General features: G+C 48.7%; 19 protein-coding genes. 16 read left to right on the top strand and 3 right to left on the bottom strand.

Annotated elements, in window-relative coordinates:
- Positions 1-89 precede the first annotated feature (89 nt).
- From VV089_RS06080 to VV089_RS06160, 16 genes are all read left to right on the top strand, one after another.
- Positions 90-2,018: a V-type ATP synthase subunit I gene (locus VV089_RS06080; protein ID WP_172544208.1), complete on the top strand. Its 1,929-nt coding sequence runs from the start codon at positions 90-92 to the stop codon at positions 2,016-2,018.
- 144 nt (positions 2,019-2,162) lie between these two features.
- Positions 2,163-2,600, top strand: a complete 438-nt coding sequence (locus VV089_RS06085) for an ATP synthase subunit C (protein WP_172544207.1) — start codon at positions 2,163-2,165, stop codon at positions 2,598-2,600.
- Between the two features lie 81 nt (positions 2,601-2,681).
- Positions 2,682-2,990, top strand: coding sequence for a V-type ATP synthase subunit F (locus VV089_RS06090; RefSeq protein WP_172544206.1), 309 nt, complete (start codon positions 2,682-2,684; stop codon positions 2,988-2,990).
- A 17-nt stretch (positions 2,991-3,007) separates the two neighbouring features.
- Positions 3,008-3,595, top strand: a complete 588-nt coding sequence (locus tag VV089_RS06095; protein ID WP_172544205.1) for a V-type ATP synthase subunit E — start codon at positions 3,008-3,010, stop codon at positions 3,593-3,595.
- Positions 3,588-5,354 carry a V-type ATP synthase subunit A gene (locus tag VV089_RS06100; protein ID WP_172544204.1) on the top strand — a complete coding sequence of 589 codons (1,767 nt, stop codon included), beginning with the start codon at positions 3,588-3,590 and terminating at the stop codon, positions 5,352-5,354. The genes VV089_RS06095 and VV089_RS06100 overlap by 8 nt, the downstream gene beginning before the upstream one ends.
- A 12-nt stretch (positions 5,355-5,366) precedes the next feature.
- The gene (locus VV089_RS06105; protein ID WP_334335284.1) at positions 5,367-6,755 is read left to right on the top strand and encodes a V-type ATP synthase subunit B; all 1,389 of its coding nucleotides are present in this window, start codon (positions 5,367-5,369) and stop codon (positions 6,753-6,755) included.
- Between the two features lie 37 nt (positions 6,756-6,792).
- Complete coding sequence (locus tag VV089_RS06110; protein WP_172544017.1) at positions 6,793-7,410, top strand: V-type ATP synthase subunit D; 618 nt, start codon at positions 6,793-6,795, stop codon at positions 7,408-7,410.
- Positions 7,411-7,571: 161 nt separating this feature from the next.
- Positions 7,572-8,021 carry a divergent PAP2 family protein gene (locus VV089_RS06115; protein WP_172544016.1) on the top strand — a complete coding sequence of 150 codons (450 nt, stop codon included), beginning with the start codon at positions 7,572-7,574 and terminating at the stop codon, positions 8,019-8,021.
- Between the two features lie 18 nt (positions 8,022-8,039).
- Positions 8,040-9,401, top strand: coding sequence for a citrate/2-methylcitrate synthase (locus VV089_RS06120; protein ID WP_172544015.1), 1,362 nt, complete (start codon positions 8,040-8,042; stop codon positions 9,399-9,401).
- Between the two features lie 392 nt (positions 9,402-9,793).
- Positions 9,794-11,065, top strand: coding sequence for a D-alanyl-D-alanine carboxypeptidase family protein (locus VV089_RS06125; protein WP_442891538.1), 1,272 nt, complete (start codon positions 9,794-9,796; stop codon positions 11,063-11,065).
- Positions 11,066-11,729: 664 nt separating this feature from the next.
- Positions 11,730-12,287, top strand: coding sequence for a sigma-70 family RNA polymerase sigma factor (locus VV089_RS06135; RefSeq protein WP_172542715.1), 558 nt, complete (start codon positions 11,730-11,732; stop codon positions 12,285-12,287).
- On the top strand, positions 12,284-13,333 hold the full coding sequence (locus VV089_RS06140; RefSeq protein WP_172542714.1) for a DUF4179 domain-containing protein: 1,050 nt from the start codon (positions 12,284-12,286) through the stop codon (positions 13,331-13,333). The genes VV089_RS06135 and VV089_RS06140 overlap by 4 nt, the downstream gene beginning before the upstream one ends.
- 135 nt (positions 13,334-13,468) lie before the next feature.
- Positions 13,469-14,401 (top strand): S8 family peptidase, encoded by a 933-nt coding sequence (locus tag VV089_RS06145; protein ID WP_172542713.1) that lies wholly within the window; start codon positions 13,469-13,471, stop codon positions 14,399-14,401.
- A gap of 241 nt (positions 14,402-14,642) precedes the next feature.
- Positions 14,643-15,956: a DUF6070 family protein gene (locus VV089_RS06150; RefSeq protein WP_334335286.1), complete on the top strand. Its 1,314-nt coding sequence runs from the start codon at positions 14,643-14,645 to the stop codon at positions 15,954-15,956.
- Between the two features lie 198 nt (positions 15,957-16,154).
- Positions 16,155-17,420 (top strand): Y-family DNA polymerase, encoded by a 1,266-nt coding sequence (locus tag VV089_RS06155; RefSeq protein WP_334335287.1) that lies wholly within the window; start codon positions 16,155-16,157, stop codon positions 17,418-17,420.
- On the top strand, positions 17,410-17,751 hold the full coding sequence (locus VV089_RS06160; protein ID WP_334335288.1) for a YolD-like family protein: 342 nt from the start codon (positions 17,410-17,412) through the stop codon (positions 17,749-17,751). The genes VV089_RS06155 and VV089_RS06160 overlap by 11 nt, the downstream gene beginning before the upstream one ends.
- Positions 17,752-18,254: 503 nt before the next feature.
- On the opposite strand, the gene VV089_RS06165 is transcribed toward VV089_RS06160, so the two are convergent.
- The 3 genes from VV089_RS06165 to VV089_RS06175 form a co-directional block, all read right to left on the bottom strand.
- Positions 18,255-18,527, bottom strand: a complete 273-nt coding sequence (locus VV089_RS06165; RefSeq protein WP_334335289.1) for a DUF6870 family protein — start codon at positions 18,525-18,527, stop codon at positions 18,255-18,257.
- 418 nt (positions 18,528-18,945) lie between these two features.
- The gene (locus VV089_RS06170) at positions 18,946-20,103 is read right to left on the bottom strand and encodes an IS91 family transposase (RefSeq protein WP_334335290.1); all 1,158 of its coding nucleotides are present in this window, start codon (positions 20,101-20,103) and stop codon (positions 18,946-18,948) included.
- On the bottom strand, positions 20,096-20,962 hold the full coding sequence (locus VV089_RS06175; RefSeq protein ID WP_334335291.1) for a tyrosine-type recombinase/integrase: 867 nt from the start codon (positions 20,960-20,962) through the stop codon (positions 20,096-20,098). Before VV089_RS06175 ends, VV089_RS06170 begins: the two co-directional genes overlap by 8 nt.
- Positions 20,963-21,130 lie beyond the last annotated feature (168 nt).

Here is a 21,130-nt window from a genome sequence, read left to right on the forward strand (position 1 = left end):
GCAAGATACAGACTGGAATCAGAAATATCCCAGGCAGTGCCAAAGCGCGCTGACAAGGATGTTATGGGACTGGAATAGGAGGTATAGAAGTGGTTGTTAAAATGAATTTCTTAAGCATCACCGGCCCCAAGGATGATATCGAACGGATAGCCGGGCAGTACCTTTCCAAGTATGAGATACAATTGGAAAATGCACTGACAGAGCTTAAGACCGTACACAATTTAAGACCATACACAGACAAGAATCCTTACGACGAGATCTTAAAGAGGGCAAAGGAATACCTGCCGGAGGATTTGAAAACCAGCCGGACATTTCCGGAGATGACCGTTCAAGAGGCAATAGAGCTGTTGAAGAAGGCAGAGGAGGATCTGGAGGAGCTTCAGGAAAAGAAAGCGGAGCTTCTGGCCAAGCAGAAAAAGTGCCAGGATTCCGTGGATATGATTACGCCCTTTGAGACGATTCCCTACGACATTCACGAGCTTTTAGGCTTCCGTTATGTGAAATACCGCTTCGGGCGCATTTCCAAAGAACATTTTGAAAAATTTGAGCGGTATGTCTACGATACCCTGGACACCATTTTTTATAAATGTCAGTGTGACGAGAATTATGTGTGGGGCGTTTATTTTGTGCCGGCGTCCTTTGCGGACAAAATCGATGCGGTATACGCTTCCATGCACTTTGAGCATTACTTTATGCCGGACGAGTATATGGGAACGCCGAAGGATGCCATGAAAAAGCTGCAGCAGGGGCTGGAAGCCATAGAAAAAGAGCTTGTATCCCTGGAACACGAGATGAGCCGGGTTGTGGCAGACCACGGGGATCAGCTTGCGGCGGCCTGCTCCCTTTTAGAGAGGCGAAGAGAAGTCTTTGAGATACGTAAGTATGCGGCCCTCACCCGGGAGCGGAATCAAGTGTTCTACATTCTCTGCGGCTGGATGCCGGAGAATCAGGCAGATGCCTTCCAGGCGGAGATTGAGAATGACGAGCGGATCTTTGTAGTGGTGGAGGACGATCATGATAATGTATTCAGCACGCCGCCCACCAAATTAAGGAACCCAAAGCTGTTCCGGCCTTTTGAGATGTATATTAAGATGTACGGGCTTCCAGCCTACAATGAGATGGATCCCACAATTTTTGTGGCGCTGACCTACTCCTTTATCTTTGGAGCGATGTTCGGCGATGTGGGACAGGGCCTGGTGCTTCTTTTGGGAGGCGCCCTGCTCTATAAGAAAAAGGGCATGAGCCTGGCGGCCATTGTCTCCTGCGCCGGTATCTTTTCGGTCCTGTTCGGATTTTTGTACGGAAGCTTCTTTGGCTTTGAGGATACGGTGATTCACCATATCTGGCTGAGCCCCAAGGAGGCTATGATGACCCTTCCTATCATCGGCCAGATGAATACGGTCTTTGTGGTAGCAGTGGTATTCGGTATGTTTATGATTTTAACGGCAATGCTGCTTCACATCCGTGTCAGCTTGAAAAACAAGGATGCGGAAGGATGGTTTGATCCCAACGGAGTAGCCGGATTCATTTTCTACGGAGCTCTGGCGGTTGTATTGATTCTGGTGATGACAGGTCAGGTTCTTCCGGCAGGCATTGTACTGGGAGTTGTATTTGGAATTCCCCTTCTGGCTATGTTCTTCAAAGAGCCTTTAACCGCCCGGCTTGAAAAGAAGGGGAGCGGCATAGAGGGAGGCGTGGGTATGTACCTGGTACAGTCCTTCTTCGAATTGTTTGAGGTGCTGCTGAGCTTTTTCTCCAACACCCTGTCCTTTGTCCGTGTAGGCGCCTTTGCGGTGAGCCATGCGGCCATGATGGAAGTGGTGCTGATGCTTGCAGGCTTCGAGGGCGGAAGCGGCAACTGGATAGTCATTATCCTTGGCAACATCTTTGTCTGCGCCATGGAGGGACTGATTGTAGGAATCCAGGTGCTGAGACTTCAGTATTACGAGCTGTTCAGCCGTTACTATAAAGGAACGGGGCGCGAATTTGTGCCTTATGAAATGAAGAAAGCAAACTGAATGATATTGCAGAGCTAAAAAACAGCAATATCCAAATCCATGCACAGAAGGATTTACAGATGCATGCTTCTGCGGCTGGAAATTCTTCTCAGGAAAGTGTATGGATTTGGATATTGCGGAACTAAAATTAGGAGGAAGATTATTATGTCTATGTTGGTAAAGGTAACTTTGGTAGCAGCACTGTTGTTGAGCATTGTAGTCCCTGTTGGAGCATATTTCTTAGGAGAGAAGAGCCGGAAGCGTTATAAGGCATCCCTGGCATGCAACTGCTTTTTCTTTTTCAGTACTTTGTGCCTGGCCTCCATTCTGGCTTATGGCGGAAACGTACATGCGGCAGATGCAGCGGAAGCAGCTGCAAACGGCGGACTGGCAACGGGTCTTGGCTATCTAGCGGCAGCAATGGCAACGGGCATCTCCGGTATCGGATCCGGTATTGCCGTGGCATCCTCCGCAAGCGCGGCGCTTGGCGCTATCAGCGAAGATCAGAGTGTATTTGGTAAGTCCATGATTTTCGTAGCCATGGCAGAGGGTATCGCTCTCTATGGCCTGATTATTTCCTTTATGATCTTAGGTAAGCTGTAAATCCCGTCAAAGGCGGTTTTGCAGAACATAACGGTTCCATTGTCTAAATTGTTTACATCAACAGGAAAGGCAGAAAATCCTATGAAAATGTATTTGATAAGCGACAATATGGATACCTATACAGGCATGCGCCTGGCCGGTATCGAGGGTACTGTGGCCCGAGGAAGAGAGGAATTGAAGGAAGCTCTGGACCGGGTACTGTCAGATAAGGAGATTGCCATTGTCGTTCTGACGGAGAAGTTCGGACGAGAGTATCCGGAGCTCATCGATGAGATACGCTTAAGCCGCAGCCTGCCTTTGCTTATTGAGATTCCCGACCGCCACGGCACACAGCGCGGAGAGAATTTCATTACCTCATATGTAAATGAGGCCGTAGGACTGAAGGTTTAAGAAAGAAGGTGACCCCTTTGACAATCGAAGAGAAGCTACAGCATTTAATGCAGTATTCCATGGAAGAGGCGCGGGGCAAGTACGAGAGCGTGATAAACGAATATACAAAGACCATGGAGGAAATCTTCCAGGAGTACCAGGAAAATAGAAAACGCCAGGAAAATCTGGAGATCAAGACAGAGACCGAGCATCTGATCCGGGAAAACAACAAACGTTTTTCCGAGGAGCAGGTAAAGATCCGCAGGACTATCAGCCGTATGCAGGAGGAGCTGAAGGAAAAGCTGTTTGTGGAAATGAAAGACCGGCTGGCACGTTTTGCAGAGAGCGCCGAGTATCAGCGCCTTCTGGTGCGGCAATTGAAGGAAGCCATTGCTTTTGCCAGAGGAGAAGAATTGATTCTTTATATCGATCCTTCCGATGCGGAACGGAGAACAAGTCTGGAGGTTGAAGCAGGCGCTCCTATTACGGTGAGCAGTTACTCTTTTATGGGCGGAACACGGGCGGTTATTCCTGGAAGAAATATTCTGATAGACAATTCCTTTGAGACAAAGCTTGCAGAAGCCAGAGAAAAGTTCCAGCTTAGAGGAGGAACGGCGTATGAATAAGACAGGTGTTATCTATGGAATCAATGGTCCTGTCGTGTATCTGAAAGGCAATACAGAATTCAAGATGGCAGAGATGGTCTATGTGGGCCGCGACCGGCTCGTAGGCGAGATTATCGGACTTAACAAGGACCGGACTACCATCCAGGTATATGAGGAAACCACCGGGATCAAGCCGGGAGAGCTTGTGGAGGGCACGGGAGCGCCTATTTCCGTGATGCTGGCTCCCGGAATCTTAAATAATATTTACGACGGAATCGAGCGCCCTCTGAGCGAGATTGCCAAGGACGGCGGCGCTTATATCAACCGGGGTACTGTAGTGGATTCTCTGGATATGGAAAAGCTGTGGAAGGCTCATATGACTGTGGAGCCGGGAACCCGTGTCAGCGGCGGAACGATTATCTGCGAGGTTCAGGAGACTACGGCCATACTTCACAAGGTTATGGTTCCTCCGGATATGGAGGGAATCATTGTAAAGGTGATGCCGGACGGAGAATATACCATTCGGGATACCATTGCCGTGCTACAGTACGATGACGGGACAGAGCAGGAGCTGACCATGCTGCAGAAATGGCCCATCCGTGTTCCCCGTCCCACCAGAAAGCGTTATCCGGCTTCAAAGCCTCTTATCACAGGACAGCGTATTCTGGACACGCTGTTTCCCATCGCAAAGGGAGGAACAGCAGCCGTTCCCGGAGGGTTCGGTACTGGAAAGACTATGACACAACACCAGATTGCCAAGTGGTCTGATGCGGATATTATTATTTATATCGGCTGCGGAGAACGGGGCAATGAGATGACCCAGGTACTGGAGGAGTTCGGCGAGCTTATCGACCCCAGATCGGGAAATCCGCTGATGGATCGTACAGCCTTGATTGCAAATACTTCAAATATGCCGGTAGCTGCCCGTGAAGCAAGCATTTATACGGGAATCACTTTGGCAGAGTATTATCGGGATATGGGCTATGACGTGGCGATTATGGCAGATTCCACATCCCGGTGGGCGGAGGCTTTGCGGGAGCTGTCCGGACGTCTGGAGGAAATGCCTGCAGAAGAAGGATTCCCGGCTTATCTGGCTTCCCGTCTGTCTGCTTTCTATGAGCGGGCGGGACTGATGCTGAATTTGAACGGAACGGAAGGAAGCGTGTCCATCATCGGCGCCGTGTCGCCCCAGGGCGGCGATTTCTCCGAGCCGGTGACCCAGAATACCAAGCGGTTTGTCCGCTGCTTCTGGGGGCTTGACAAATCCCTGGCCTATGCCCGTCATTTTCCGGCCATTCACTGGCTGAGCAGCTACAGTGAGTATACTTCGGATCTGGCTCCCTGGTATAAGGATCATGTGTCCAAAGACTTTATGGACTGCCGGAACCGGATTATGGTGCTCTTAAATCAGGAGTGCAGCCTGATGGAGATTGTAAAACTGATCGGAAGCGACGTACTGCCGGATGATCAGAAGCTTGTTCTGGAGATTGCCAGGGTGATACGTCTGGGCTTTCTTCAGCAGAACGCCTTCCATCCCGACGACACCTGCGTTCCTATGGAAAAGCAGATGAAAATGATGCAGACCATTCTGTATCTCTACGACAGGGCCCGGGCGCTTATTGCCCTTAATATGCCGATGTCCGTACTGAAATCGGAAAATATCTTCGAACGCGTCATTGCCATCAAGTACGATGTACCCAACAGCCAGCTGGAGGACTTCGAGGGCTACCGGGAAGAGATTGATGCTTTTTATGACAGAGTTTTGGAAAAGAATGCGTAGGGGGTGCTGGAAATGTCGATAGAATATTTAGGATTGAGCGAGATTAACGGCCCTCTGATTGCACTGGAGGGCGTACAGGACGCCTCCTATGAAGAGATCGTGGAAGTTACCATTGACGGTAAGAAAAAGGAATTGGGCCGTATTATCGAGTGCTATGAGGACAAGGCTGTAATCCAGGTGTTCGGCGGAACGGACAATATGTCCCTTCGGAATACCCATACCAAGCTGACAGGCCATCCCATGGAGATAGCCCTGTCCCCGGAGATTCTTGGGCGTACCTTCAACGGAATCGGCCAGCCCATTGACGGTCTGGGCGAGGTGGAATCCGACATCCACCGGAATGTAAACGGCCAGCCCTTGAATCCTGTTATGCGCGAATATCCCCGGAACTACATCCGGACAGGTTTTTCTGCCATTGACGGACTGACTACGCTGATCCGCGGACAAAAGCTTCCCATTTTCTCGGGAAACGGCCTGCCCCACGATCAGCTTGCGGCGCAGCTTGTGCGCCAGGCTTCCTTGGGAGAGGATTCCGAGGAGGAATTCGCCATTGTCTTTGCGGCTATGGGCGTGAAGCACGACGTAGCTGAATTTTTCCGCCGCGCCTTTGAGGAAAGCGGCGTGTCCGAACATGTGACCATGTTCCTGAATCTGGCAAATGATCCGGTGGTGGAGCGTTTGATTACGCCCAGAGTGGCGCTGACGGCGGCAGAGTACCTGGCCTTTGAGTGCAATATGCACATCCTGGTTATTCTGACGGATATGACTTCCTTTGCGGAGGCTATGCGTGAGGTTTCTTCCTCCAAGGGCGAAATCCCCTCCCGAAAGGGCTATCCCGGGTATCTGTACAGTGAACTGGCTACGATTTATGAGCGTGCCGGAATCGTACAGGGCATCAACGGCTCTGTGACCCAGATTCCGATTCTGACCATGCCCAATGACGATATTACCCATCCCATTCCGGACTTGACCGGCTATATTACGGAGGGGCAGATTGTACTGGACCGCGTGCTCAACGGACAGGGCATCTATCCGCCCATCAGCGTGCTTCCCTCTCTGTCCCGTCTGATGAAGGACGGTATCGGCGAGGGCTACACAAGGGGCGATCACCAGGCATTGTCCAATCAGCTTTTTTCCTCCTATGCGAAGGTGGGAGACGCAAGAGCGCTGGCTTCTGTTATCGGTGAAGATGAGCTTTCGCCGATCGATAAGAAATATCTCATCTTTGGAAAGGCTTTTGAGGAGCGCTTTGTGGGCCAGGGTTCTGATGACAACAGAACCATCCAGGAGACCCTGGACATCGGCTGGGAGCTTCTTGGAATGCTTCCCAGGGAGGAGCTTGACAGAATTGATACGAAGATACTGGATCAGTATTATAAGCCCCAGGCAGAAGAAGAGTAAGCAGGCTGTCGCGCAGCGACTTTAAATAGGAGGATAAATGGATAACCAATCATTTCCTACAAAGGGCAATTTAATATTGGCAAAAAATTCACTGGTGCTGGCTCGTCAGGGTTATGAGCTGATGGATAAAAAGCGGAATATTCTCATACGGGAATTGATGGGTTTGGTGGAGCAGGCAAGGGATATCCAGAAGGAGATCCGCACCACCTTTCAGATGGCTTACGAGGCGCTCCAGAAGGCAAACATGGAACTGGGCGTGAACTTCGTGTCTGACGTTGCACGGAATGTGCCTGTTGAGGATACCATTGAGGTGAAGCTTCGAAGCATCATGGGAACGGAGATTCCTCTGGTGCGCTACGACGCTGCTACCAGGACTCCGGCCTACGCTTTCTACAGTACCAGGGAATCCCTGGATATTGCCCGTGTATCCTTTGAAAAGGTAAAGGATCTGACGGTGAAGCTCTCCATGGTGGAGAATTCCGCCTATCTTTTGGCAGCCAATATTAAGAAGGCTCAAAAGAGGGCCAACGCCTTACAGAATATCACCATCCCAAGATATGAAACGCTGGTGAAGGATATTGCGAATGCTCTGGAGGAGAAGGAGCGTGAGGAATTTACCAGGCTTAAAGTGATTAAGAGAATGCATACAGGGTGAGCGCTGCAGGCTTTTTGAAAAAGAATGAGAGACAGTCGGGAAATTTCCCGGCTGTTTTGTGTATTTTTTCAAAAGGTATTATTTACCTGTGCTTGCCAGACAGAAAAAGATCCGCTATAATGGACAAAGATGTTTTTGGATTAGGAAGGAATACATAACAGATGAGCAGCTTTGAAGTACTAATTGGAAATACTCTTTTGATAAGCGCAGTTACCGGCTGGTTTGTGGCCCAGGTGTTAAAGACCTTGATCCACGCCTGGGTGAACAAGGGCTTTGACCCGGAGCGTCTGATAGGCTCCGGCGGAATGCCGAGCTCACATGCATCTACCGTCTGTGCCCTGGCTGTTTCCGCAGGAAGGGAATACGGAACCGGCTCCCCCATCTTTGCGGTGACGGCTATTCTGGCGATTATTGTCATGCACGACGCCATGGGCGTGCGTCTTGAGACAGGAAAGCAGGCAAAGCTGCTGAACCAGATTTTGGACAGCTTTAAGACCTTGGAGGGAAAAAAGCTGACAGAAGAGAAGCTGAAAGAATTTGTAGGCCACACGCCTCTGCAGGTACTTATGGGCGCTGTCCTTGGAATTTTAATCGGCTTTGCGTTTGGATAGGGAGAATAGGAGGATGTTATGAAAAAAGAAGAGGTACATATGGATAAGAGACTGGAAAAGCTGGTGGAATACAGTATGCGTTCCGGTCAGATCGACGGCAAGCTTTATGAGGAGTACGATGTAAAGAGAGGCCTTAGAGATTCCTCGGGAAAAGGTGTTCTCACGGGACTGACGGAGATTTCGGATGTGGTTTCCTTTGGCTATGTGGACGGCGAAAAGATACCCATTGACGGCGAGCTTTATTTTCAGGGAGTCAATGTACAGGATCTGGTAAAAGGCTTTTCTGACCGCCGCTTTGCCTTTGAGGAGGCTACCTATCTTTTGCTTTTTGGCAAGCTCCCCACAAAGGAGCAGCTGGATGAATTTATTACGATTCTGGGAGAATTCCGGAGCCTGCCGGATACCTTTGTCCGGGATGTGGTGATGAAGGCTCCCAGCTCCAATATGATGAATACCCTGCAGAAATGTGTGCTGACCCTCTATTCCTACGACGAGAATCCAGAGGATATTTCCATTGCAAATGTGCTGCAGCAGTCTTTGAAGCTGATAGCCCAATTCCCCTTGTTCTGTGTCTATGGTTATCACGCTTACCGCCATTACCACCTGGACAAGAGCCTGATTATCCGCAATCCCAAACCGGAGCTCTCCACGGCGGAAAATATTCTGCGTCTTCTTAGAAAGGACGGCGCCTATACGGAGCTGGAAGCAAAGGTACTTGATGTGGCTCTGGTGCTTCATGCAGAGCATGGCGGCGGAAACAACTCTACTTTTACCACCCATGTAGTATCTTCCACCGGAACGGATACATATTCTGCTGTGGCGGCATCCTTAGGATCCTTGAAGGGGCCAAAGCACGGCGGCGCCAACTTGAAGGTTCAGGAAATGTTCCGGGATATCAAAGAGCATGTAACCAACTGGAAGGACGAGGAGGCTCTTCGCTCTTATCTGGTGCGCATTTTGCTAAGAGAGGCATTTGATAAGGCCGGGCTTATCTATGGAATCGGTCATGCAGTATATACGGAGTCGGATCCCAGGGCAGTTATTTTAAAGGAATATGCAAGAAAGCTTTCGGTTGAAAAGGGACTGACACAGGAGTTTGAGCTTTATGAGCGTGTGGAGCGCATCGGAGGGGAGTGTCTGATGTCGGGGCGGAAGCTTTTAAAGCCTGTCTGCGCCAATGTGGACTTCTACAGCGGCTTTGTCTACAGTATGCTGGGGCTTCCGGCAGAGCTGTTTACGCCTATTTTTGCCATTTCCCGTATCTCGGGCTGGAGCGCCCACCGCATTGAGGAGCTGGCAAATGCAGGCAAGATTGTCCGTCCGGCTTACAAGTATGTGGGGCATCATGTGGATTATGAGGAGCTGGAGGAGCGGAAGTAGAGAATTGGATACCTTATTGGACGAAGTCAGCCCATTCCGAAGGGATACGCATTAATGGGGTATACCATACAGGAATCAAAGTGTTTCCATAAAAATGACATATTTTCCCCTTCTATTACATTACTAATAGTAATCGCAATTAATAGAAGGGGAATTTTATGAAGAAGATTTGTATCTTCCTGCTTGTTTTCTGTCTTAGCTTCCAGCCGCCGGCGCTGTTTGTGCAGGCATCGGGAGGGGAGACGGAGGAGGGAAGCCAGGCTCAGAGCAATACTCCGCCAGACGCAGCACAGGAGCAGCATAACAGCACGCCATCCTCTGAAACACAGGAACAAAGCAGCGCAGGTGCGCCGGCAGCCAAAACAAAAGGCCAGGAGGAAAAGACAGAGGAAATGGCTGCAGGGGGCCGGAATGCAGACCAGGAGCTTCCAGAAAAAGCGGCTCCGGGAGAAAAACTGCCGGGAAAAGAAGTGGAGGAATCCATATTAGGCAAAATAGCCCAGTCCGGGCAGACGTCTGGGGAAACACTTGGAGAGACGGCTCAAGAAAATCCGGGGGACGAGGCAGCGCCGACTGCCGGGGACAGCATTGGAATCAGCGCACCCTCCGCCGTTCTTATGGAGGCTTCCACGGGCACTGTAGTGTTGGAGAAAAATGCCCATGAAAAGCTTCCTCCGGCCAGTGTAACCAAGATTATGACTCTCCTTTTGATATTTGATGCCATTTCCCAGGGAAAGATTAGATTGGAGGATACGGTGACTACTTCGGCTTATGCAGCATCCATGGGAGGTTCCCAGGTGTTTTTGGAGGAAGGGGAAACCCAGAGTGTGGATACGATGATTAAATGTATTTCTGTGGCTTCGGCAAATGATGCTTCTGTAGCCATGGCAGAGTACGTCGCCGGAACCGAGGAGCTCTTTGTAGAAATGATGAACAACCGCGCGGCAGAGCTTGGCATGAAAGACACCCATTTTGTCAACTGCTGCGGACTGGACGTAGACGGCCATGTAACCACAGCTTACGACATTGCCTTAATGTCACGGGAGCTGATTACCAAATATCCCCAGATACATAATTACTCTACAGTCTGGATGGAAAATATCACCCATACCACCAAACGGGGAACGGAAGAGTTTGGACTGACCAATACCAACAAGCTTATCCGTCAGTACCCCTACGCTACAGGCTTGAAAACAGGGTCTACCAGTCTGGCAAAATACTGTGTATCCGCTACGGCGGAGAAAGATGGGATCGAGATGATTGCAGTCGTTATGGCAGCGCCTGATCCCAAAGGACGGTTTGCAGACGCCACGGCTCTTTTGAATTACGGTTATGCCAAATGCAGTCTCTACCAGGATTTGGAGGAGCAGCCGGATGTGATAGTTCCCATCCGTTTCGGCGTGAAGGAGGAGGTAAAGGGGACTTACGACGGGACATTTGCCTATTTAAGCACGACAGGGGAGGATTTGACTGCCATTGAAAAAAAATGGCTCTGCGTCAAAGAACTGACGGCCCCTGTGGAGGAAGGGCAGGAGATTGGGAAGCTTACTTATATGCTGGGGGATAAGGAGCTTGGGAGCATATCCATTGTGGCTTCCGAGGCAGTGGAGAAAGCTGGGTATAGCGAGTATCTGAAGCGGACTTTTGACTATATGCTTCTGTAAAAGAGGCGCGTCCTCTTTGCTCACAGACGGCTTATCTTGTAAATATCTGAATAAAGCAGCTGGTATAGGCAGGCATATAAAAGAATTCATTTAAATAAAACGCTCAGATGCACTATGACAATACATCTGAGCGTTGTTTTCCGTAAAAACACATATTAATGCGTGTTTTTTGGCGGGGATAATGTACATAAATTATTTCTACGTGATTTGTGTATAGTATCGATATTTTTCTATAGGGGGCACATTGACACCCGGGAAGGGCAGAATTTACTTTAGTAGATTTCTGAAGTCGGATAATTTGATTTTTTCTGTGCTTGCACATCATAAAACGGATGCGATTTTCTGCATTTTCAATACAGATCACTATGATGACAAGGATGTGATTCTCACGAACCATTTAGACAGCTATGACCGTCTGATTGCTTTTGGAGAGAATCATGCCTTATTTCCAGACAGTCTTTTTTGTATTCAAAAAGAGGCAATTTCCCTCAAAATTTCCATAATTCAAAAATAAAAAAGAAAAATCATCCAAACTGTAAGATTTCCCATTTCCCAAACGAAGTATAAAGTGAAAGGGTCAAAAAACAGACACTTTTCCAACCGGGAAGCGCCGCGGCCGGGCACTGTGTAAGCTTACGAAATTTTGTTCTGAGGTAACTGCATTATGAAAGCAAATGAAAATAATTTCATAGATTTGATCAAAAAGCAAAAAGAGGAAGGAATTCTTTATGTCATAGAGACTTATGGGAGGCTGCTGCATTCCATCGTGCAGAAGCGGCTCTATGCCGCTCCCGATCGGATAGAGGAATGCATGAACGACATTTTCCTGGGGATCTGGCGGAATATCCACAGCTTTGACGAGACAAAGGGAAGCTTCGAGGGCTGGGCGGCCGGAGTGGCGCGCCTGGAAGCCATTGACACTCTGCGGAAGCTTCAAAGGGAGCTTCAGACAGTTCCCATTGAAGACATGGAGATCCCACAGGAAGATCCTTCCTTCCTTAAGCTGGCTGAGCAGGAGCTTTCAAAGGAAACAGAGGAGATTTTAGGATGTCTGAAACCCAAAGACCAGGAACTGTTCCGGCGGATTTTCTTGAACGAGGAGGAGCCGGAGGAGGCAGGGGAAGCGCTGGGAATCAGCAGAGACAACGTATATGTGCGGATATTCCGGGGAAAACAGAAGATTCGCAGCAAATTTGGAGAAAGGAAGAGGGCAAGGGTATGAACAGAGAGTCCTATCAATTGGCAAATGAAATAAGGACAGAGCTTGGAGCGCATGGGGACTGCCTGGCTGACTGCCCCAGTGACGTAGAAATGAAAAGATATGAAAATAATGTATTGAAGGAAATCCGAAAAGAAAAGCAGACAAAAAAGAAAGCCTTTCGCAGGGCAGCCGCGGCAGCCTGTGCTGCGCTGATGCTGACGGCAGGAAGCGCAGTCTTCGGGGACGAGGTGCATGCGGCAATCAAACAGATTGGATGGAGCATCGGAAGCGCCCTTGGAATCTCGGGCGATCTGTCAGAATACAAGGAGGTGGTCAATATTCCTGTGGCAGACAAGGGATATGTGATTACCCTTCAGGAAGCAGTCGTTTCCGATGAGAAGCTGGTGATCAACTACACCCTTCAGCGTGAGGACGGTCAGCCTATGGAAGAGTACCTGACTCCGGACGGAACGTTATATATCAACGGAAAGCATTTCACAGGCGGATCCGGAGGAAGCGCAGGCTTTCTGGATGAGGAGCAGAAGGTTCTGGGGGCAGTTGCAGACTATCATCTGACTGGCACGGATGTTGACTTTTCCCAGGAAAATGAATACCGGATCGTATTTAAGCAGCTTGGTTTCCAGGACGGCATAAAGGGGAAATGGGAGTTCGCTTTCCGGGCGGACGGGGCGGATCTGATTGCGGACACAAAGCGGACGGCCATCGAAAAAGAATTCGAGCTTCCGGACGGCGTCAAGGTAACTTTAAAGGAGCTGGCCTCCAATGACCTGGAGCAGAGAATTTCCTATGATATTTCCGGAGCTACCAATTATATTCTGATGATAAAGGCAGTGGATGAGTGCGGAAACCAGGTGGAATTCGGCGTGCGCTCCCAGAATCAGAAGTCAGGTTATATGCAGAACGAGGAAGTCATTGATGACGGCAGGCTGAGCGCGGAGGCGAAGAGTGTGACTATGACCTTGTACGCAGTGAAGCTCCCAGAGAGCGACGGCCGGATCAGCGATGATTATGTACAGGTTGGGGAGGCTTTTGAACTGAAATTATAACAAATGCAGAGGCAGTTATTGACGCAAAGCTGTAACAGAGGGAAACAGGCGGCAGCTTCAAGAGGACTTTCCCGGGAATAGCGGTTCGGCAGTCCGGCGCATAAGCTAATAGAAAAAGCAAGGAGCTGCATTGCTATGAATCGTGTGCGGGAGCTGGTGGGAGTTCCGGAGGTTTACCGTATGGGGTACAACGGGGAGGGCATCGGAGTTGCGGTCTTGGATTCCGGAATGGATCCACAGCATCCGGATTTGAAGGGGAAAATGGTTTATAACTATAACTATATTGGGCGAAATCAGAATGGGTCCGATGACTGCGGTCATGGGACCCACATCTGTGGAATTATAGGAGGGACGGGAACGGCGTCAGACGGAAGGTATCAAGGGATTGCACCAGGATGCCATTTCGTAGCTCTAAAGGTATTGGACAGAATGGGAAACGGCAACAGCAAGGCCGTGGTGGAAGCTCTGCACTGGCTGATTGAACATGGGAGGGAGTACGATGTGCGGATTATCAACATTTCTATGGGAAGCACGGCGCCTAGGTATTCGGAAAAATCGGGGCTTTTGGAAGCTGTGGAGGAAGCCTGGGACGCAGGTTTTATTGTCTGCGCCGCCGCCGGGAATCAGGGGCCGGAACGGTCTACCATCACGGTTCCAGGCACCAGCCCTAAGGTAATCACAGTGGGAAGCTCTGATGACAACCAGGTGGTCAGGGTAATGGGAAAGCGCAGAGCCAATTATTCAGGGAGAGGGCCGACGGCTGCCTGTGTCTGCAAGCCGGACGTTGTGGCGCCGGGGGCCTATATTATTTCCTGTAATGCAGGATGGAGAAAGCCGGGAGCAGCCGCTTACACTGCCAAATCAGGAACCTCCATGGCAACGCCTGTGGTGGCCGGAGGGCTTGCGCTTTTGCTTTCCGGGAGAAGAGAGCTTACCAACAAGGAAGTGAAGATGCTTTTGTCCGTCTCCTGTAAAGATCTAGGACTTCCCCGGAATCAGCAGGGATGGGGAATGCTGTGCCTGCCAAAGCTCTTTGGCGGAACAGTCTGCAGCTGTTTGAAAGAATGACTATATAGGATATGGCCGTTGCCTGACAGGGCAATGGCCATAATGATCTTAAGAATTATTTTCTTGACGCAAATACCTTATAGATGTAGTATTTTATACCATAGGGTTCCATTCATGTGGCGGACTTCGTCCGTTAAGGTATACCCTGTGGGTACCCCATTAATACATGCCCCTTCGGGGCTGACGGACTTCGTCCGTTAAGGTATTAAATAAAAAAATTTACATATGTAAGGAAAGAAAAATGCAGGAATTTTTTAAAGACACAGGTATAAGAAAAAAACGGCTGCTTTTAACGGCTTTCACTATCACGATGGTGCTGGCGGCAGCCTGCAGCGTTCCGTCAGAGACATCTCATGGAGGTGAAAAAAAGGAAAATGTAAGTGAAACAGAGTCCGGCTATGAACCAGGGGAACATGATAAGCCGGAAGAAGGCGGAAAAGCGGATACAGGTGATAAAGCGGAACAAGAGGAGTCCTTGGAAGGGGAGGCAGTCATGGAGCTTTGCCGCGATATTTATGAGGAAGCAGCAGAAGCAGGCACATTGGGAAGCCTGGAAGTGACAGAGGCTGTCGTCAACCGGCTGGGCGGCCATGGCTATACGGCAGTTGACTGGGAAAACCAGATCAATATGACAAATCCGGAAACAGTCATGGAATTCTGCGAATCCGTGGATGAGGAGAGGCAGGCAGAAGCGACGCTCCTGGCGATATCCTCTTCTGGCGGACTGACGAAATATCAGTGCAGGACAGAGGATGGGAAAACCACAGTTATAAGAGAAGATTACCAGTGGAAAAATGGGAGGTGTGAGCAGGCAGGGAAGATCCGCTATGCAGCAGATACCTGGCAATACACAAAGGAAGGTTATCTGTTGTTTGGAGGCAGCTACGATTCCAAGGAAGACTATGTGCTGACCTTAAGCGAAGGATGGGACAGGGCGGCGCTGAGAGTCCAGCCCCTGGATGAAACATGCAGGGAATACAGCCGAAGCTATCTGCTTCCTATAGGCTACGGGCAAAACAATCTCTTCCTCACAGATTGGAGCGAGGAGGAGTTCGGTGCTTTGGATTTTTATGATGTGTTTGATCGGCTTTACCCCATTTTGAAGGGCCGGCCTGTTCCCTATAAAGCCGATGAGAATTTGAATATCGGGGCAGAATACCAGATACCGGCAGAAGAGTTTGAGACAGTGGCAGCGTCTTATTTTGCCATAGACAAGGAGGAGCTGCGAGAACGGACAGCGTATGTTCCGGAGGACGGAACATACCGATATAGGCCGAGAGGCTTTTACGAAAGCGATTATTCTGACATTCCCTTTCCAGAGGTAACCAATTATACGGAAAATGCCGATGGAACCATAACGCTGTTTGTGAATGCTGTGTATCCGGAAGAGTACGCCTCCTGTGCATTTTCCCATAAGACGGTAATAAGACCTCTTTCGGATGGAGGATTTCAGTATGTATCCAATGAGGTACTGCCTTCCGGACAGGAGCTTGATTTGTGGTGGCATTCTGAACGTTTGACAGAGGAGGAGTGGGAGGAACTGTATTTGCCATAAATGTTACATAAGCCGAGGATTCCGAATCCCCGGCTTTTTCTTTACGCAAAACTCAATCATTGCAGCACAATATGAGCTTCCAAGTGCGGCATGCTGCGATAGAAATAAAAAAACTCTATACAAACGTATGTTCTGATGATATAATTATAACCAAAAGAGGGATACTAACAAAAAAGCAGAACAGGAGGCGTCTTAGAGATGGAGGAAAAAATATATCTATGCATTGATCTCAAATCGTTCTATGCTTCTGTAGAATGTGTAGAGCGCGGCCTGGATCCCTTGACAACCAATCTGGCCGTAGCAGATCCGGAAAGAACCGAAAAGACCATCTGTCTTGCCATTTCTCCATCCATGAAAGCCTTGGGAATCAAGAACAGATGCAGAGTATTCGAGATTCCAAAGAACGTAGCATATATCATGGCTCCGCCCCGGATGAAGCTGTATATGGAATATTCCGTAGAAATTTACGGAATCTATTTAAAATATATCGCAAAAGAAGATATCCATGTTTATTCCATTGACGAAGCATTTTTTGATGTTACCCACTACCTTTCTCTCTATCACCTTTCCGCAAGAGAGCTTGCAAAGAAGATAACGGATGATGTATTTCGTTCTACCGGGATCACGGCGGCTACAGGAATCGGAACCAATCTGTATCTGGCTAAGGTTGCTCTGGATATCACGGCAAAGCATACAGAAGATCACATCGGATATCTTAACGAAGAATTATACCAAAAGCACTTATGGAACCACAGACCGCTTACGGATTTCTGGCGGATAGGATCCGGAACCGTAAGACGACTTAACAATGTGGGGATTAAAACGATGGGGGACATCGCCCATGCAGATGAAGATTTCTTATATCGGATGTTTGGCATTGATGCCGAGCTTTTGATTGACCATGCATGGGGAAGGGAAAGCGCCACAATGGAGGATATAAAAGCCTACAAGCCTCAAAACAGCTCCCTGTCCAGCGGCCAGGTATTGGCCAGAGACTATTCCTTTGAAGAATGCCGGCTGATTGTAAAGGAGATGACAGACGAGCTCTGCCTTAACATGGCGGAGAAAAAGGCAGTCACACAGTCTGTTTCCTTAATGATTGGATATTCCAACGCCCTGCAGTTAAAGCCCTCGACAGGAACAACCTCTATGACCGTGACAACCAATGCTTACAGCGTAATCATTCCCTATGTCCTGGCTCTGTATGAGCGGATTGCAAAGAAGGATAAGCCCATCCGCCGGTTAAGCGTAAGCTGCAGCAGCCTGGCAGAAGAGGACTACGAGCAATACGATCTTTTTACAGACCACGAAGCAGTGGAGCGTGAGCGGAAACTGCAGAAAGCCGCTTTGGAGATTAAGAAAAAGTATGGGAAAAATGCCCTTGTCCGGGGAATGGATCTGCAGGAAGCAGGAACGGCTCTGGAACGGAATCGGCAGATAGGAGGACACAAAAGTGGGGAATAAGATACATCCAAAAATGGACAGGGAAAATCGTGCAAAGCAGTTTATGCCCTTTGACGCTTTAAAGGGATTCCGGGAAGCACTGGCGGAAAAGGAAAGAGAGACTGATGCAAAAAAAGAGCTGTCAGAGGAGCGAAAGGCAGAGCTGGATCGCAGACTGCACATACTGCGCAAAGGCGATATGGTTACGGCGGAATATTTTCAAAACGGAGTATACACAAAAGAGACAGGCCGGGTAACAAAGATAGATAATACATGCAGGGTATTAAAGCTGGAAGAGCAGGAGATACCTTTTGACCTGCTGTCCGATCTCTTTCGAATTTCCAACGAGTAACAACGTGCCCCATTGCTTCATGGCAATATAGTGTCAAGTCGGCTTGATTTTGGGCTTTACGATTCAAAACAGGCCCGTTCCAACCATTTTCACTGTTTTCACAGCCGTTTTTTCTTAGGACGAAATCAGTGGAACCTCTTGATTTTACTGGCTTCTTACCAACTTGACACAAGAATGCCATACTCCCCTGCTGTTCATGGATAAAGGCTCTGATCAGCTCCCTCTGATTTCCAATGCTGTTGCTTTCCGCTTTTCTGCCGTATGGCATAGAGGTATACCCGGAGGGTGTTTCCGCTTTTCTGCCGTATGGCATAGAGACACCCTCAGAGGATGCAGCAGCATCATTGTCGTCCCTTGAAAGACGCAGGTACATAGCTGCTGGATAATGTTTCATATTGTCACTCCCAACTTATGATTATTTGTCAGCATTAACCATGAATCAAAAGCAGCCACTGATTTAAAGTTAACATAACCTCTGATTCTTTCAAGGCTTTTCCCTTTTTTCAGATATAGATTTCTGCCAGATGGCGCAGGTATTCCTCCATCTTATCATTGATATCCGGCCCCTCTTTCTGAAACCTTACCTTTACGATATAATCGCCGATGCGGTGCAGAAAAAGGTTGTTTGTCTGCTCTGCAAAAAGAGCAAGCTTTCTTTCCACTGGCAGGCTGGTATCAATCTGGATTTCCCGGATATCTGTCAGTGTATTGATATCTACAGTCCTGACATCGACTGCCTCCATTGCGTCCAGTTCTTCTTCCGTTGTCCTAAGCATCCCGATTCCCCTTTTTATCATTTACCAGTATAATTTATTCTTCCGCCGGATTGTCCTATGACATGCCGGCCTTGGTATATAAAAAAGTCTTGAAATCATATTGTGGTAATTTATGGTTTATGTTTTCGGAATGTGCTATAATTCTTAAGGAAAGTATCAGATTCAGAGCAGAAAAAGAGAACAGCTTTATACAAAAGATAAAACTGCTCGGAATGTGATTCTTTCCAATTGTACCAATTCGCGGACGTGCAGCCGGTATGTATATGGGGATAGTATCTTTTCCAGCTCCCTTAAACAGGAGAATCCTATGAAAAAAGCTGTGAAGACAGGTCTTTGTTATGCGGTATTCGTATTTAAGGGCATGCTTCACAGACCTTCCGCCGGGAGGTCTTGAAAAACAGTATGAAAAAACGCTGTTTTATCCGGAAGCCGCATACATTCTTCCAAGCTGCTTCATGGAAGCACAGCCGCACTCCGGGCAGATGCGGATATCAAAACCCCAGACCGCTTTGAGCAGTTCTGCCATGGCCATACCGGCATAACGCTGCCGGAAACGCTGTCCGCCCTGAAGTTTAAAAATAACCGTCAGGTTGTGTGTCTTCATGCGGTTGTTCAGGAAACCATAGTACCGGATTTTCTGAAAACCGGAAGGCAGGACGTGCATCAGATAGCGGCGGATGAATTCAATGTTGTCCAGTGTAATGGTGCGTTTTGGGCCGCCGGGTTTTAAACCTCTGGCAGAAAAAGAGACCGAATCCCGTGAAACGGAAAGGAGCCTGCTGTTTGAAACAGCAATTCTGTGGGTGTAACGCCCAAGATATTCAATTGCATTGCCGAATCCGTTGAATGTTTCTTTTATGTAAGGGCACCAGTCCTTTGCATAAAGGGAATCCTTCCACTCCCTGAAAGAGCAGGGATTTTTAAGAGCGGAGCAGGAGGAAGGAAAAACAAGGGAGCCGTCTTTGTAAAGCAGGCTGAGGCAGGCCATAAACTTTCCCTTGAATTTATCCCTCAGAACCCTGACCGGAATAAAAAAGTTATTGGAAGAGAGGCGTATCTTATGGTCCTTTGTAAGACCGCCTCCGGAAACAATACAGTGCATATGGACATGGTAGGAAAGCTCCTGGTTCCAGGTATGGAGGACCTGTATGATGCCGGGCACAGCCCCGAGATATTTCCTGCTTGAAGCTAATTCGAGAAGGGTCTGGGCGCAGCATCTGTGGAAGAGTCCGTAAAGAAGCTTTTGGTTGTGGTAAAAGAGCGGCCCCAGTTCATGTGGAAGAGTAAATACCACATGGAAATAGGGGGAATCGATAACCTCGGCCCTGCGCTTGTCCACCCAGATTTCTTTTAAGACAGCCTGACAGTCAGGGCAGCTGCGGTTACGGCAGGAATTATTGTGGAATACCATATGTCCGCAGCAGTCACAGCGGCTTACGTTACACCCGAGGGAAGGGGATTTACATTTCAGGATGGAATGTGCCGCTTTACGCTGTACATCCGACAGATAAGGCGCTTTTGCGGAATAAGCCTGATAAGAAGCTTCAAATACCTGCCGGATCTTAAATTCACCCATGAGAAACACCTGCCATGCGGTCAAAAGGGCTGACGGCGGAGCCGGTGCCATTGGAGGCCAGATGGACATAAATGGCGGTGGAGCTTAAAGATTTATGTCCCAGCAGAGCTTTAATGGTAAGCAGGTCAACGCCATCCTCATACAGATGGGTGCCGAAGGCATGCCGGAAAGAATGACAGGTGAGTCTGCGTTCCCATCCGAGGCGGTCCTCATGGGCATGGATATGTCTGGAAAGGAAAAAGGTGTCAATGGGCCTGTCCTGTCCGTTCTGCTTGGGGAAAAGATATCCCCGGGGTTTTCCGTATTGAAACCAGTACTGGGTAAGCAGGTCAAGAGCGGCTGTTGAAAGGATGGCATAGCGGTCATGCCGGTTCTTGCCATGAGTGATATGTAGCCTGAGATTCTTTCTGTCAACATCTTCATAACGCAGGGAGCATACCTCGCCGATGCGGAGGCCGGAGGAATACATCAAAGCGGTCATGGTCTTCTGCTTCAAATCAGGCATAGTGGAAATGAAAGTCCAGGTATCCTGTCTGGAGGGGACATAGGGAAGATATTCATCGAACCTGCGGAAGGGTAGCTGGGTATCGTCCCATGTTTTGTGGAGGACATAGATGGTAAAAAAGCGGAGCTGTGAGATGGCACAGTTGATAGTCCTGTCAGAAAGGTTTCTGGATTTCTGGAGCCAGCGGATATAATCACGCAATTCATTCCAGGAAACATCTTCGGGAGCTTTAAGGAGAAAGCGGGAAAGGTAATCCAGATAGGCACGGATATAGGTGCAGTAGTTAGTAAGGGTATGCTCAGCAAGACCGCGGAGGGAAATCATTTCCCTGAAAGAATCTAAATAATTGTCCATGATAAAATCTCCTTTGAAATGTAATAAAACAGCGGTTACATATCAAAAGTGGGGAGGCGGACGGATAAAAAAGAAGAATATGTAGTTGTTGAGATTAAAAAACCATGATAAACTAAGTATAGCAGTTTTTAAAGTTATGAAGTTGTTTGGTGTGGTAACTTAACAATA

It is taken from the genome of Candidatus Merdisoma sp. JLR.KK011 (assembly GCF_036941125.1).
Classification (GTDB): Bacteria; Bacillota; Clostridia; order Lachnospirales; family Lachnospiraceae; genus Laedolimicola.

What these genes read in the sequence shown, in the direction of transcription:
- VV089_RS06085 (WP_172544207.1), top strand. Translation starts at nt 2,163, where the DNA reads ATGTCTATGTTGGTAAAGGTAACTTTGGTAGCAGCACTGTTGTTGAGC.
- VV089_RS06090 (WP_172544206.1), top strand. Translation starts at nt 2,682, where the DNA reads ATGAAAATGTATTTGATAAGCGACAATATGGATACCTATACAGGCATG.
- VV089_RS06100 (WP_172544204.1), top strand. Translation starts at nt 3,588, where the DNA reads ATGAATAAGACAGGTGTTATCTATGGAATCAATGGTCCTGTCGTGTAT.
- VV089_RS06105 (WP_334335284.1), top strand. Translation starts at nt 5,367, where the DNA reads ATGTCGATAGAATATTTAGGATTGAGCGAGATTAACGGCCCTCTGATT.
- VV089_RS06110 (WP_172544017.1), top strand. Translation starts at nt 6,793, where the DNA reads ATGGATAACCAATCATTTCCTACAAAGGGCAATTTAATATTGGCAAAA.
- VV089_RS06115 (WP_172544016.1), top strand. Translation starts at nt 7,572, where the DNA reads ATGAGCAGCTTTGAAGTACTAATTGGAAATACTCTTTTGATAAGCGCA.
- VV089_RS06120 (WP_172544015.1), top strand. Translation starts at nt 8,040, where the DNA reads ATGAAAAAAGAAGAGGTACATATGGATAAGAGACTGGAAAAGCTGGTG.
- VV089_RS06125 (WP_442891538.1), top strand. Translation starts at nt 9,794, where the DNA reads ATGGCTGCAGGGGGCCGGAATGCAGACCAGGAGCTTCCAGAAAAAGCG.
- VV089_RS06135 (WP_172542715.1), top strand. Translation starts at nt 11,730, where the DNA reads ATGAAAGCAAATGAAAATAATTTCATAGATTTGATCAAAAAGCAAAAA.
- VV089_RS06140 (WP_172542714.1), top strand. Translation starts at nt 12,284, where the DNA reads ATGAACAGAGAGTCCTATCAATTGGCAAATGAAATAAGGACAGAGCTT.
- VV089_RS06145 (WP_172542713.1), top strand. Translation starts at nt 13,469, where the DNA reads ATGAATCGTGTGCGGGAGCTGGTGGGAGTTCCGGAGGTTTACCGTATG.
- VV089_RS06150 (WP_334335286.1), top strand. Translation starts at nt 14,643, where the DNA reads ATGCAGGAATTTTTTAAAGACACAGGTATAAGAAAAAAACGGCTGCTT.
- VV089_RS06155 (WP_334335287.1), top strand. Translation starts at nt 16,155, where the DNA reads ATGGAGGAAAAAATATATCTATGCATTGATCTCAAATCGTTCTATGCT.
- VV089_RS06165 (WP_334335289.1), bottom strand. Translation starts at nt 18,527, where the DNA reads ATGCTTAGGACAACGGAAGAAGAACTGGACGCAATGGAGGCAGTCGAT.
- VV089_RS06170 (WP_334335290.1), bottom strand. Translation starts at nt 20,103, where the DNA reads ATGGGTGAATTTAAGATCCGGCAGGTATTTGAAGCTTCTTATCAGGCT.
- VV089_RS06175 (WP_334335291.1), bottom strand. Translation starts at nt 20,962, where the DNA reads ATGGACAATTATTTAGATTCTTTCAGGGAAATGATTTCCCTCCGCGGT.